Raw genomic sequence first — 13,810 nt, forward strand, 5'->3', positions numbered from 1 at the left:
ACTTTTATGCCTCCGGCGGGGATATTTTTACTCTGAAGATGATCATTCACCGCGCGGAAAACGCTGGTTTTCTTCGAGTATGTTAAGGTCCATGTGATTGCGCATGTAGCGTTCAGATGCCTTTTGCAGCGGCTGGTAGTCCCATGGGTAATAGCTGCCGTTGCGCAGCGCCTCATAGACCACCCATCGGCAGGCCTGTGACTGGCGCACGTCGGCGTCGAAACGGGCAAGATCCCAGCGGGCCTCGGCCTTGGCGCGCAGTTGCGTCAGCGTGCCTTGATGGGCGGGGTGGCTGGCCAGATTGGTCAGCTCGTGCGGGTCCGCATCCATATCGAAGAGCTGGTCGGGGTCGAGCGTGCAGCGATTGTATTTCCATTTGCCATAGCGCAGGCTGACCAGCGGGGCCTGGCTCGCCTCGGCGGCATATTCCATGGCGACGGGCGCATCGCGGGTGCCGCCCTGCCCCAAAGGCACAAGGCTTTCGCCGCTGGTCCATGGCATCACCTCGGACATATCCACGCCGGCCAGATCGCACAGCGTGGGGGTCACGTCGATGGTGCTGACCGGGACTTTGTGCAGGCCGGGGGCCATCGCCGGGCTGGCGATCATCAGCGGCACGCGCGATGATCCGTCGTAAAAGCACATCTTGAACCACAGGCCGCGTTCGCCCAGCATATCGCCGTGGTCGGACACAAAGAGGATCGTGGCCTCTTGGCGCGTGTCGTCCAGCACTTGCAGGATTTCACCAATCTTGTCGTCAAGATAGCTGATATTGGCGAAATAGGCGCGGCGCGACCGGCGGATATCATCATCGCTGATGGTGAAATTGTCGCGGTCGTTTGCATCCAGAATGCGTTGGCTGTGCGGGTCCTGATCGGCGTAAGGGATCGGGCCGGTCTGCGGCATCAGATGGGCGCAATCCTCGTACAGATCCCAGTATTTGCGCCGCGCCACATAGGGGTCGTGCGGGTGGGTGAAACTGACCGTCAGGCACCAGGGCCGCGCGTCATGGCCGCGCCCCAGATCATAGAGCTTTCGGGTCGCGTGATAGGCGACTTCGTCATCATATTCCATCTGGTTCGTGATCTCGGCCACGCCGGAGCCTGTGACCGACCCCATGTTGTGATACCACCAATCGATCCGTTCGCCCGGTTTGCGGTAATCCGGCGTCCAGCCGAAATCGGCGGGGTAGATATCGGTGGTCAACCGTTCTTCGAAGCCATGCATCTGGTCGGGACCGACGAAATGCATCTTGCCGGACAGGCAGGTCTGATAGCCAGCACGCCGCAGGTGATGCGCATAGGTCGGGATGCTTGATGCGAATTCAGCGGCATTGTCATAGACCCCGTTACGCGATGGCAATTGCCCCGACATGAACGCCGCCCGCGCCGGTGCGCAGAGCGGCGAAGCTGTGTAGCTGTTGGCGAATCGGGTGGAGCGGGCGGCCAGCGCCTTGAGGTTGGGCGCATGCAGCCAGTCTGCAGGCCCGTCGGGAAAGAGCGTGCCGTTAAGCTGGTCGACCATGATAATCAGGATGTTCGGCTTCGTCATTTTACGGTCTCCTTCAATTCCATCTCCAGCAGCGCCAGCACCTGTTCGGTCGCGTCCGATGCAACGCCAAGGCCGCGCGCCAGCCCTTGCCGCAGATATGACCCGTCAATCAGCCCCGCGATCCGCATGGCGGCATTTTCAGCACGATCCCCGATCATGGGCCGCAGGTCATGCACAAGATTGCTGTGCAACCGTCGTTGATAGATGCGCAACAGGTGGTTGGCATCCTGTGACGTCTGGGCAAGGACGTAAAAATTCAGCCATGCCGCGATCACATCTGGCTGGAAATTGGTCGAACTGAAACCCGCGCGGATGACTGCCTCGATCCGGGCATGCGGGCCATGTACAGCGCGCAGGGCGGCGCGCACCTCGGCTGCATAGACGCGCAGAACGTGCCGCATCGCCGCCAGAAAGATCTGTTCCTTGCCGCCAAAATAATGATGCGCCAGTGCAGATGACATGCCAGCCCGCTTTGCAATTGCGCTGACCGTCACATCAAGGTTGCCCACGGCGCCGATTTCGTCAATCGTGGCCTGCATCAGTGCAGCACGGCGGATCGGTTCCATTCCTAGCTTGGGCATGTTTCACTCTTTCCGGTTGCACCAGACACCTAATTCGTTCTTTATTGACTCGTCAATCAACAAAAAACCACAGGGAGACCACCATGAAACTGAAATCAAGCCTGTCGGCGCTTGCGATTGTTGCCGCAATGCCCGCCTTTGCCGAATGCGATCTTGTCACCTTTTCCGATGTCGGCTGGACCGATATCACCGCCACCACCGCCACCACGACGGTCGTGCTGAACGCGCTGGGCTATCAGACTGAAACCAAATTGCTGTCGGTTCCGGTGACGTATATTTCGCTGGCCGAAGGCGATATCGACGTGTTCCTGGGCAATTGGATGCCCACGATGGAGGCAGATATCGCCCCCTACCGCGAAGCAGGCACCGTCGACACCGTGCGCGCCAATCTGGAAGGGGCGAAATATACCCTTGCCGTGAACCGCGCCGCCGCTGATCTGGGCATCGCGACCTTTGCGGATATCGTCACCCATGCAGATGCGTTGGAAAACAAAATCTACGGCATCGAGCCTGGCAATGACGGCAACCGCCTGATCATGGATATGATCGCGGCTGATGCATTTGGTTTGACCGGTTTCGAAGTGGTCGAAAGCTCTGAACAAGGCATGTTGGCGCAAGTCGACCGCGCCGCTGGTCGCAGTGAACCGGTGGTGTTTCTGGGCTGGGAACCGCATCCAATGAACGCCAATTTCGATATGGTCTATCTGGAAGGCGGCGATGATTGGTTTGGCCCCAATCTGGGCGAAGCGACGGTTTACACCAATACCACCGCAGGTTACGCCGAAAGCTGCCCCAATGTCGGGCAATTGCTGAACAATCTGGAATTTTCCTTGGCGATGGAAAACGAGATCATGGCCGCGATCAGCGATGATGGCATGGCCCCTGATGCAGCGGCCAGCGCTTGGCTTGCGGCCAATCCTGCGGTGCTCGATGGTTGGCTGAACGGGGTCACCACCCGCGATGGCGGCGATGGGATGGCGGCGGTGAAAACCGCACTTGGGCTGTAAAGCACCCTTTTAGTCGACCGGACAGGGCCGCAGTCACGCAGGCCCTGTCCCACCAAGGCAAGGATCAGAACAATGGATTGGCTGACCGGCACGAAAATCCCTATCGGTGCTTGGGCCAAATCGGTCTTTGACGCGATGAACCGCAATCTGGGGTTTGCCTTTGACATCATCTCGGATGCGATGGAGGCGATGATTGACGGCATCCTTTGGACGCTGGAAACCCCGCATCCGTTTATCGTGATCGCCGTCTTTGCAGGGCTGACATGGGTGATGCAGCGCAATTGGAAAACGCCGCTTTTGATCGTGCTGGGGTTCTTTTTCATCCTCAACCAAGGCTATTGGCGCGAAACCATGCAATCGCTGACGCTGGTGCTGTCGGCCTGTGTTGTCTGTATGGGCGTTGGCGTGCCGATTGGTATCGCGGCGGCGCATCGGCCCAAACTGTACCGCGCGATGGTGCCGGTGCTGGATCTGATGCAAACCCTGCCGACCTTTGTTTATCTGATCCCTGCGATTGTGTTTTTCGGCATCGGCATGGTGCCAGGGCTGATTGCAACGGTGATCTTTGTGCTGCCTGCGCCGATCCGGTTGACGTATTTGGGCGTAGCCTCGACGCCAACGGCGCTGCTCGAGGCGGCCCAAGCCTTTGGCGCGACGAAACGGCAGATCCTGTTCAAGGTCGAACTGCCGTCCGCCACACCGCAGATCATGGCGGGGTTGAACCAGACGATCATGCTCTCGCTGTCGATGGTGGTCATCGCCGCCTTGGTCGGGGCCAGCGGGCTGGGGGTGCCGGTGGTGCGCGCGCTGAATACGGTCAACACGTCACTGGGGTTTGAATCCGGCTTTGTTATCGTCGTGGTGGCGATCATGCTGGACCGGATGTTGCGGGTAAAACAAAAATGAATGCGGTTGAATTCGACAATGTCAGTATCGTCTTCGGCGCACGGCCACAGACCGCCCTGCCCTTGATGGACGAAGGCCTGCACAGGGCCGAGATCATGACCCGCACCGATCAGGTGCTGGGCGTGCATGATTGTTCGCTGAATGTCGCGCAGGGCGAAATCCTTGTGCTGATGGGGCTATCGGGGTCGGGCAAATCTACGCTGCTGCGCGCGGTCAACGGGCTTAACCCCGTGGTGCGCGGGGCGGTGCGGGTCAATGACGGCGATCACAGCTATGACGTCACCCATTGTAACGCCACCGACCTGCGACGATTGCGGCAGAAATCGGTGTCGATGGTGTTCCAGCAATTCGGCCTGCTGCCATGGCGCAGCGTGCGCGACAATGTCGGGCTGGGGCTGGAACTGGCAGGTCTGGACAAGGCCAAATTACGCGATCGCATCGATCAGGAACTGGCGATGGTGGGCCTCTCAGAGCGCGCCAATGCGCCGGTGGGCGAACTCTCCGGTGGGATGCAACAGCGCGTGGGCCTGGCCCGTGCCTTTGCCACCGATGCGCCGATCCTGCTGATGGATGAACCGTTCAGCGCGCTAGACCCGCTGATCCGGACCAAGCTGCAGGACGAATTGCTCGATCTGCAAAAACAACGTGGCCGCACGATCATCTTCGTCAGCCATGATCTGGACGAGGCGTTCAAGATCGGCAACCGCATCGCCATCATGGAAGGCGGGCGGATCGTGCAATGCGGCACCCCGCGCGACATCTATTCCAATCCTGCCAACGGCTATGTCGCCGATTTCGTGGCCCATATGAACCCGCTGGGCGTGCTGACCGCGCGCGACGTGATGATCGCAGGCACCGCCGACGGACCCCGGATCGACGTGACCACGCCGGTCCAAGCCATCTTGCAACAAATCGGCACGCAGCCGCTGCAAGTCACCGAAAACGGCCAGCCCGTCGGCCAGATCACCCAAAGCTCGCTGATCACACGGCTCGCCCCGCTTTAGGCACAGCACCCGCCGCACCTCTTGCGACTTCTTATTTCCCAAAATACTCCCGCCGGAGGCGCGCCGTCAGGCGCTTTTACACTTTGGTCTGCGTCACGACAGGCGTCACATGCCGGCGCGCAACCGCCTCGCGCCAAGTGATGAAACTGACCGAGGCCATAATAACCAGCCCGCCGACGACGACCCAACCATCCACCGCCTCGCCGAATACCACCGCCCCCAGCACCACCGCCCAGACCAGTTGCAAAAACGTGACCGGCTGGGTCACGGTCAGCGGCGCCGCAGCAAAGGCCAGCGTCATCGTATAATGGCCTGCGGTGGCGAAAAAGGCGACCAGCAGCAGCCAGCCCAGCTGTGCAATCGTCGGCGTGACCCAAACCGCATAGGCAAAGGGTGCCAGCCCGATGGTGACCGTGATCGACAGCATCCCCACAACGACCGCCGCTGATACCTCGCCCGACAACCGCTTGGCCAAAAGATAACCCACCGCGAATAAAACCGCCGTGCCAAGCATCGCGATATGACCGCTTTCCACCGCCTTGACACCGGGGCGCAGGATGATCGCGGCCCCCACCAGTGCCAGCAGCACCGCGATCAGACGGCGCGGCGGCAGCTTTTCCCCCAAAAACAGCGCCGCCCCGATCGAGACATAGACCGGCGAGAGATAATTCATCGCCGTCACCTCGGCGATAGGAAGCCGCGCCATGGCATAGAACCACAAGATCACGGCCAGCGCATGCACCACCCCCCTGATCGCGAACATCTTTATCTGCCGCCCAGTCAGGCGGGCCGCCATGATCGGGCGGATCATCGGCAACAGGAACACCAACCCGAGCACATAGCGCAAAAAAGCCGCCTGCGCGGCAGGCACTTCATCGCCCACATGTTTGACGATGGCCGTGACCGCGACGAACATCACCCCGGTCAGGACCATCCAAAGAACACCAGCGACCGGGTTCGGCAGGGGCCGCGCTGCTTGCAAATCACTCATGCCTTTGGGTCGCACCAAAAAACGCGCGATACCAGCGGCATTTTCGCACTGGCACTGCCAGTGATCCGCCCTTACCAAAGGCGCATGAAGATACTTTTCCTTGGCGATGTCATGGGCCGGTCAGGCCGGACCGCGATCACCACCCATCTGCCCCGCCTGCGCGCCGACTGGCGGCTCGATTTCGTCGTGGTCAATGGCGAGAATGCGACCTCGGGCATGGGGCTGTCGGCCCCGCATGCCAAACTGCTGCTCGAGGCGGGTGCCGATGTCATCACACTTGGCGATCACGCCTTTGACCAAAAGGACATGCTGGCCTTTGCGGCACAGGAGCCACGCATCATCCGGCCCCTGAACTTTTCCAAAGCCGCCCCCGGCGTTGGCGCGCGGGTGTTCAATGCCATGGGCGGGCGCAAGGTTCTGGTGGCACAGGCCTTGGGTCAGGTGTTCATGAAACGGCCCTTCGACGATCCGTTTTCCGCGCTCGATGCCGTGCTGCGGCAATATCCGATGGGCGGACAGGTGCAGGCCAGCCTGATCGACATTCATTGCGAGGCGACATCCGAAAAGATGGCGCTGGGTCATTTCTGCGACGGGCGCGCCAGCATCGTCGTCGGCACCCATACCCATGTGCCGACAGGCGATGCGATGATTCTGGGGGGCGGCACCGCCTATCAGACCGATGCGGGCATGTGCGGTGATTACAATTCGGTCATCGGCATGGACAAGGTAGAACCCCTGCGCCGGTTCATCACCGGCATGCCCAAGGACCGGTTCAGCCCGGCCGAAGCCGAAGCCACCCTGTCGGGCCTCTATGTCGAAACCGACGACCGCACCGGCAAGGCCACCCGCGTCGTGATGGTCCGCCAGGGCGGCAAACTTGCGCCAAGTGGGCCTGCATGAACCGCAATCACGGGCTGCTGACGTTGGCGCTGGTGGCCTTGGGGGCAGGATGGGGGTTGACCCAACCGCTGACCAAGATCACCGTCACCGGCGGCTATGAGCCGTTTGGCATAATCTTCTGGCAGATGCTGATCGGCACGCTGCTGCTCGGCGGCTTGCGCTGGCGCACGCTCGGTCGGCTGCCCGTCACGCCCCGCAGGCTGGCGTTCTGGCTGATGATTGCCGCGCTCGGCACGCTGATCCCCAATTCCAGCAGCTATCGCGCGGCCTTTCATCTGCCTGCGGGGGTCATGTCCATCGTGATCTCGACCATTCCGCTGATCGCCTTTCCGTTGGCCTTGGCGTTGGGCAATGACCGGTTTTCATGGCGGCGGATGGCGGGGCTGGCGCTGGGGCTGATCGGCGTCGCCCTGATCGCCCTGCCCGAGGCGAGCCTGCCCGACCGTGCCATGGTCGCCTTCCTGCCCTTGGCGCTGATCGCCCCGTTCTGCTATGCGGTTGAGGGCAATATCGTCGCGAAATGGGGCACGATGGGGCTTGATCCAGTGCAGGTGCTGTTTGGGGCCTCCGCCATCGGCGTGGTGATTGCGCTGCCACTGGCGCTAGCCACTGACCAGTTGCGCGTGCCCGCAGCCCCTTTCATCCTGGCCGATGTAACAATGCTGCTCGGTGCGGTCATCCATGTCGTGGTGTATACCGGCTATATCTGGCTGGTTCGGCGCGGCGGGGCAGTCTTTGCCGGCCAGATCAGCTATCTTGTAACGGGATTCGGAGTGATCTGGGCGATGCTGCTTTTGCGCGAAAACTACAGCCTGTGGGTCTGGGCGGCCTTGGCGGCGATGGCCGTGGGCCTGACATTGGTACGGCCACGGGTGGCCGAAGCGCCTGTCGTGGGCAAGGCTTTGGCGCATGAGTGACCTGATCACGCTGACCCAAAGCCAACAGGCGTGGCTGACGCTGGCCGTGCTGGTGGGCATGTTCGTGCTGTTCTTGCGCGAAATCTATCCGACCGAGGTCGTCGCGATGGGCGGCGTATCAATCCTGCTGGTGACGGGCGTGCTGCCCTATCAGGCGGCGGTCGACACCTTTTCCAACCCCGCCCCTTGGACGATTGCGGCGATGTTCATCATCGTGGGCGCCTTGGTACGCACCGGTGCGCTGGACGCGCTGACGCGGCTGGCCGAACGGCAGGCCCGTGTGAGCCCCGCACGTGCGATCGGGGGTGGATTGATCTTCGTGGCGCTGGCCAGTGCGGTCATGAACAACACGCCGCTGGTCGTCGTGATGATCCCCGTCTTTATCCAGCTGTCGCGGACTTTGGGTGTGTCGGCCTCCAAGCTGTTGATCCCGCTAAGTTATGCCGCCATCGTCGGTGGCACGCTGACGCTGATCGGAACATCGACCAACCTGCTGGTGGACGGGGTGGCGCGGGCCTCGGGGATGGAACCTTTCGGGATACTCGAGATCATGCCGGTCGGTGTGATCGTGGTGATCTGGACCTTCATCTACATGTATTTCATGGCCCCGCGCCTGTTGCCCGACCGGCACAGCATGGCCACGATGCTGTCGGACAGGTCCAAGAAAAAGTTCTTTTCCGAGGCAGTGATCCCCCCCGAAAGCAACCTGATCGGGCGCGAAGTGAATGGCGTGCAATTGTTTAAACGCGACGGCGTGCGCCTGATCGACGTGGTGCGGGGCGATCTGTCGCTGCGCCGTGATCTGGCGAATGTGACCTTGCAGGTGGGAGACCGCGTGATCCTGCGCACCGAAATGACGGAATTGCTGTCGCTTCAGGCCACCAAGGAGTTGCGCCGCGTCGATCAGATCTCGGCAGTGGAAACCACCACGGTCGAGGTGCTGATCACCCCCAATTGCAAGATGGCTGACCGCAGGCTGGGGTCGTTGCGGCTGCGCCGGCGCTATGCGGTCTATCCGCTGGCGGTGCATCGGCGCGACGCCAATGTCAGCCAGCAGATCGACGATATGGTCGTGCGCGTGGGCGATACGCTGCTGCTTGAAGGTGCGCCCGCCGATATCCAGCGTCTGGCCGAGGATATGAACCTTGGTGATGTGTCCGCGCCCTCGCAGCGGGCCTATCGGCGCGGTCATGCACCGGTGGCGATTGCCGTGTTGCTGGGGATCGTCGTGCTGGCGGCGCTGAACATCGCGCCGATCCTGATGCTGGCGATGCTTGGGGTGACGGTGGTGTTGATGACCGGCTGCATCGATGCGGACGAGGCGTTTTCATTCATCGAAGGCCGGTTGCTGGCGCTGATTTTTGCCATGCTGGGGGTTGGATCGGCGCTGCAATCCTCTGGTGCGGTGGAAATGATCGCCAATGCGGCATCGCCCTATATGATGGCTTTGCCACCGTTTCTGGTGGTGCTGGCAGTCTATGTACTGGCCAGCACCCTGACCGAGATGGTGTCGAACAATGCCGTCGCCGTGGTGATGACACCCATTGCCATCGGGCTGGCGGCAGCATTGGGCGTGGACCCGCGCCCCTTGGTCGTGGCCGTGATGATCGCCGCCAGCGCCAGTTTCGCTACGCCCATCGGGTATCAGACCAACACGCTTGTGTTCGGGCCGGGCGGTTACAAGTTCACGGATTTCCTGCGCTTCGGGATTCCGCTGAACATCACGCTGGCGCCCATCGTATCCTTTGTGATCCCGCTGATCTGGCCCTTGTAAGCAGGCTGGCCCATGTCCTATAGAGACGCAGCTTTAAACCAGAGATGACAAGAGGTTTCCCATGGCGGGCCATTCCAAATGGGCGAATATCCAGCACCGCAAGGGGCGGCAGGACAAACTGCGATCCAAGCTGTTTTCCAAGCTGGCCAAGGAAATCACCGTGGCTGCCAAGATGGGCGACCCTGATCCCGAGAAGAACCCGCGCCTGCGGCTGGCAGTGAAAGAGGCAAAATCGAACTCTTGCCCCAAGGATGTGATCGACCGCGCGATCAAGAAATCGCAAGGCGGCGATGCGGAAAATTACGATGAAATCCGCTATGAAGGTTACGGGCCCGGCGGCATCGCCGTGATCGTTGAGGCGATGACCGACAATCGCAACCGCACCGCATCGACCGTGCGCTCCACCTTTACCAAGAATGGCGGCAATCTGGGCGAGACCGGATCGGTCGCTTTCATGTTCGACCGGATGGGCGAGATCGTTTATCCTGCATCCGTCGCCGATGCCGATACCGTGATGATGGCCGCGATCGAGGCGGGCGCCGAAGACGTGCAAAGCGACGACGACAACCACGTCATCTATTGCGCTGACACCGATCTGGCCGAAGTATCCGGCGCGCTGGAACCGGCCTTGGGCGAATCGATCTCGACCAAGCTGATCTGGAAGCCCAACATGACCACCGAGGTTGATGCCGAAGGGCTGACCAAGCTGATGAAACTGCTTGATACGCTGGAAGACGACGACGACGTGCAGCGCGTGACGGCGAATTTCGAAGCCTCCGACGCTGTAATGGCGGCGTTTTCGGAAAGCTGAGGGTCGGAAGAACTTTTATGCCTCCGGCGGGGATATTTGGGCTCGGAAGATGATCAGGGGGTGATGATGCCCTGTTCTGTCACGATCATGTCCAGCGGCTGGTCGGTGGGTTCCAGTGGCAGGTCGGAATCTTCCTGTGCGCCATAGGCGAAACCCACGGCCATGACAGGACCGCGCGCGCGCAGCTGTTGCAGCGTCCGGTCATAAAACCCGCCGCCATAGCCCAGCCGCCCGCCTGTGCGGCTGAAGGCCACCAAAGGCACGATCAGGATCTGCGGGATCATCCAATCGCCTGTCGCGGGGATCTGCGCCCCGAAATCACCCGCGATCATCGCGCAACCGGGTTCCCACAGCCGAAAGCGCAAAGCTTGCCCTTTGGCAATGATGACCGGCACACCGACGGGGCCGTGCGCCGATGCCTCGGCCATGGCGGGGGTCGGGTCGATTTCAGTGCGCATCGCGATATAGCCAGCGATGGGAACGCCACGGTACCCGGCCAGAACCGCGCTCAGGTGGCCGGCACTGGCCGCATCCGGCCGGTGGGCGGCGGCGCGCCGCGCAAAGGCGGCTTTGCGGGCGGCGGATTTGAAGGTCATAGCAACATGACCGAGGCCAGCCCGAGAAAGGCGAAAAAACCCACGACATCGGTGACCGTTGTGACGAAGGTGCCAGAGGCCAGTGCCGGATCGATCCCGAAACGGTCCATCACGACTGGTACGCCGATGCCCGCCAGACCCGCGACCAGCAGGTTGACCACCATCGCCGCGGCGATCACAACGCCCAACATCGGCGCATCAAACCAGATTGTCCCAACCACGCCCATCACCGCCGCAAAGGCCAATCCGTTCAGCATGCCGACCAGCGCCTCGCGCCGGATCACCCGCCAGACGTTGGAAGGCGTCAGGTCGCGTGTCGCCAGCGCGCGCACTGCCACGGTCAGTGATTGCGTACCCGCATTGCCACCCATCGACGCGACAATCGGCATCAGCACCGCCAAAGCGACCAGCCCTGCGATAGTTTCTTCGAACAGCGAAATCACCAGCGATGCGAGGATCGCCGTCAACAGGTTGACCGCCAACCACGGAAACCGCTGTTTGGTGGTCTCGAAGACATTGTCCGACAGGCTGCCTTCACCGACACCGGCAAGGCGCAGGATGTCTTCTTCGGCTTCTTCTTCCAGAAAGGCCATGGCGTCGTCGATGGTAATGACACCGACAACGCGGCCGTCATCATCGACCACGGGGGCGGTGATCAGGTGGTAATGGTTGATCGCCTGCGCCACCTCTTCCACGCCTTGAGCGACATGGAAGGTGCGGAATGTTTCCTCGGTCAGATCGCGCAGAGGCGTGGCGCGCGCATTGCTGAGGATGCGGCCCAGCGTGACATAGCCCACAGCCTTGAGCCGGGGATCGACAAGGATGATGTGGTAGAACTGGTCCGGCAGCACCACGTCCGCGCGCAGGTAGTCTATGGCATCGCCGACGGTCCAGTGTTCGGGCGCGCGCACCAGTTCGGATTGCATGTGCCGGCCAGCCGATTCCTCGGGGTAGGACAGCGCCTGTTCGACGACCACGCGGTCACTGGCGTCGAGCGCGTCCAGCACCGCCTCTTGCTGGTCTTCGCCCAGGTATTCGACCAGATCGACGACATCGTCGCTGTCCAGATCGCGCAGCGCAGTGGCAAGCTCGTCAGGGCGCAGCTGCTGGATGATCTCTTCGCGCAGGTTTTCGTCAAGTTCGGACAGGATGTCGCCATCGATCCCGCCTTGCCACAGCGTCAACAGGTCGCGCCGTTCGCGGCTGTCGATCTGTTCGATCAGATGCGCGATATCGGCGGGGTGCAGCGGGTCAAGAAGCGCATCAATCGCCGCCGCATCGCCCTGCATCACGGCGTTCAGCACGTCGGCCACGATCCGGTCGGTGATGCCGAATGCCTCTGAATCAAGGTCGTCGTCGATATCCACCATCAATCATCTCCGTTATCGCGATCAGCATAGTCAAAGCCGCCGCAGGGACAACGCCATTCCCCGATTTACGCAGCCTTTTGCGCAGCCTATACGGGACAGATGACAAAACATCTCCTTCTGGGCCAGACGCTTGGGTTTTCGGGTAATCCGCTTGCGGGCGATTGGGCCGATACGGTGCAATACGATCCAGCAGGTGGCGTGCTGATCGACGCAGGCCGGATCGTGGCGATGGGCGACGGGGCGGCGTTGCGTGCCGCGCATCCCGATGCCCGGTTGGTGGATTACACAGGCAAGCTGATCAGCGCGGGCTTTGTCGATGCGCATATGCATTACCCCCAAACCGCCATCATCGCAAGTTGGGGCAAACAGCTGATCGACTGGCTGAACACCTATACTTTCCCGCAAGAAGCCCGCCTTGCCGACCCCGCCTATGCCGCCGAGATCGCGGTGCGGACGGTTGATCTGGCCGTGGCGCATGGCACCACGACGCTGACCAGTTTTTGCACGATTCATCCCGCCAGCGTGGATGCGTTTTTCACCGCCGCCGCCGCGCGCGACATGGCCGTGGTCGCAGGCAAGACCTGCATGGACCGCAACGCGCCCGACGACCTGCGCGACACCGCGCAAGCGGCTTATGACGACAGCGCCGCGCTGATCGCGCGCTGGCACGGGACGGGCCGCGCAAGCTATGCGATCACGCCACGGTTCTCGCCCACCTCGACGCCGGATCAATTGGCCGCCCTTGGCGCGCTCTGGGCCGAAAACCCGACCTGCCTGATGCAGACCCATCTGAGCGAGCAATTGCCCGAAATCGCCTGGGTCCGCGATCTGTTCCCGCAGGCCCGCGATTATCAGGATACATACGAGGCCTTCGGCCTGTTGGGCGCGCGCGGCATCTACGGCCATGCGATCCATCTGGAGCCGCGCGAGATTGCGCGGCTGGCCGAGGTCGGTGCTGCCGTCGTGCATTGCCCGACATCGAACACCTTTATCGGGTCAGGGCTGTTCGATCTGATGGGGCTGGCGCGCGCGGGGTTGACGATCGGGCTGGCCACGGACACCGGCGGCGGGTCGTCGTTTTCAATGCTGCGGGTGATGGCCGCCACCTATGAGATCGGGCAGCTGCGCGGCACGGCGCTGCATCCCGCGCAGCTGATGTGGCTGGCAACCGAAGGATCGGCACAGGCGCTGCATATGACGGGCCAAATCGGGCATCTGGGCGTGGGGGCTGCGGCGGATATCACCGTGCTGGACCTTGCATCCACCCCCGCCATCGCGCAGCGCAGCGCGCGGGCCGATGACATCTGGGACGCGCTGTTCCCGACGATCATGATGGGCGATGACCGCGCGATTGCCGATGTCTGGATCGCGGGGGTGCGGCAGGGCGTGCAATAAAAGGGCC

The 13,810-nt window shown here is 61.7% G+C and carries 13 protein-coding genes; 8 read left to right on the plus strand and 5 right to left on the minus strand.

Annotation, left to right across the window (positions count from 1 at the left end):
• Positions 1 to 42: 42 nt before the first annotated feature.
• A complete protein-coding gene (gene betC, locus ACPF9B_RS08635) occupies positions 43 to 1,551 on the minus strand; it encodes a choline-sulfatase (RefSeq protein ID WP_424176748.1) in 1,509 nt (502 codons plus the stop codon).
• Positions 1,548 to 2,132, minus strand: a complete 585-nt coding sequence (gene betI, locus ACPF9B_RS08640) for a choline-binding transcriptional repressor BetI (protein WP_207327905.1) — start codon at positions 2,130 to 2,132, stop codon at positions 1,548 to 1,550. The genes betC and betI overlap by 4 nt, the downstream gene beginning before the upstream one ends.
• 83 nt (positions 2,133 to 2,215) lie before the next feature.
• Here betI and choX point away from each other — a divergent pair, with 83 nt between their 5' ends.
• From choX to choV, 3 genes are all read left to right on the plus strand, one after another.
• A complete protein-coding gene (gene choX, locus ACPF9B_RS08645; RefSeq protein ID WP_007204282.1) occupies positions 2,216 to 3,139 on the plus strand; it encodes a choline ABC transporter substrate-binding protein in 924 nt (307 codons plus the stop codon).
• A 72-nt stretch (positions 3,140 to 3,211) separates the two neighbouring features.
• Complete coding sequence (choW, locus tag ACPF9B_RS08650) at positions 3,212 to 4,045, plus strand: choline ABC transporter permease subunit (protein WP_424176751.1); 834 nt, start codon at positions 3,212 to 3,214, stop codon at positions 4,043 to 4,045.
• Entirely contained in the window at positions 4,042 to 5,049 is a 1,008-nt protein-coding gene (gene choV / locus ACPF9B_RS08655; protein ID WP_424176753.1) for a choline ABC transporter ATP-binding protein, read from the plus strand. The genes choW and choV overlap by 4 nt, the downstream gene beginning before the upstream one ends.
• A gap of 76 nt (positions 5,050 to 5,125) precedes the next feature.
• Here the strand turns inward: choV and ACPF9B_RS08660 are convergent, their stop codons facing one another.
• Positions 5,126 to 6,040 (minus strand): DMT family transporter, encoded by a 915-nt coding sequence (locus tag ACPF9B_RS08660; RefSeq protein ID WP_424176755.1) that lies wholly within the window; start codon positions 6,038 to 6,040, stop codon positions 5,126 to 5,128.
• 84 nt (positions 6,041 to 6,124) lie between these two features.
• Here ACPF9B_RS08660 and ACPF9B_RS08665 point away from each other — a divergent pair, with 84 nt between their 5' ends.
• The 4 genes from ACPF9B_RS08665 to ACPF9B_RS08680 all read left to right on the plus strand — a co-directional run bounded on the left by ACPF9B_RS08665 (position 6,125) and on the right by ACPF9B_RS08680 (position 10,442).
• The gene (locus ACPF9B_RS08665; RefSeq protein ID WP_424176757.1) at positions 6,125 to 6,940 is read left to right on the plus strand and encodes a TIGR00282 family metallophosphoesterase; all 816 of its coding nucleotides are present in this window, start codon (positions 6,125 to 6,127) and stop codon (positions 6,938 to 6,940) included.
• On the plus strand, positions 6,937 to 7,857 hold the full coding sequence (locus tag ACPF9B_RS08670; RefSeq protein ID WP_424176759.1) for a DMT family transporter: 921 nt from the start codon (positions 6,937 to 6,939) through the stop codon (positions 7,855 to 7,857). Before ACPF9B_RS08665 ends, ACPF9B_RS08670 begins: the two co-directional genes overlap by 4 nt.
• Complete coding sequence (locus ACPF9B_RS08675; RefSeq protein WP_007204276.1) at positions 7,850 to 9,631, plus strand: SLC13 family permease; 1,782 nt, start codon at positions 7,850 to 7,852, stop codon at positions 9,629 to 9,631. Before ACPF9B_RS08670 ends, ACPF9B_RS08675 begins: the two co-directional genes overlap by 8 nt.
• Positions 9,632 to 9,692: 61 nt before the next feature.
• Positions 9,693 to 10,442: a YebC/PmpR family DNA-binding transcriptional regulator gene (locus ACPF9B_RS08680; protein WP_007204275.1), complete on the plus strand. Its 750-nt coding sequence runs from the start codon at positions 9,693 to 9,695 to the stop codon at positions 10,440 to 10,442.
• Positions 10,443 to 10,495: 53 nt separating this feature from the next.
• On the opposite strand, the gene ACPF9B_RS08685 is transcribed toward ACPF9B_RS08680, so the two are convergent.
• Positions 10,496 to 11,038: a 5-formyltetrahydrofolate cyclo-ligase gene (locus ACPF9B_RS08685; RefSeq protein WP_424176762.1), complete on the minus strand. Its 543-nt coding sequence runs from the start codon at positions 11,036 to 11,038 to the stop codon at positions 10,496 to 10,498.
• The gene (gene mgtE, locus ACPF9B_RS08690) at positions 11,035 to 12,408 is read right to left on the minus strand and encodes a magnesium transporter (protein ID WP_007204273.1); all 1,374 of its coding nucleotides are present in this window, start codon (positions 12,406 to 12,408) and stop codon (positions 11,035 to 11,037) included. Before mgtE ends, ACPF9B_RS08685 begins: the two co-directional genes overlap by 4 nt.
• A 99-nt stretch (positions 12,409 to 12,507) precedes the next feature.
• Here mgtE and guaD point away from each other — a divergent pair, with 99 nt between their 5' ends.
• Positions 12,508 to 13,803, plus strand: coding sequence for a guanine deaminase (gene guaD / locus ACPF9B_RS08695; RefSeq protein ID WP_424176764.1), 1,296 nt, complete (start codon positions 12,508 to 12,510; stop codon positions 13,801 to 13,803).
• Positions 13,804 to 13,810 lie beyond the last annotated feature (7 nt).

It is taken from the genome of Yoonia sp. TsM2_T14_4, assembly GCF_049602355.1.
In the GTDB taxonomy this organism is placed as follows: Bacteria; Pseudomonadota; Alphaproteobacteria; order Rhodobacterales; family Rhodobacteraceae; genus Yoonia; species Yoonia vestfoldensis_A.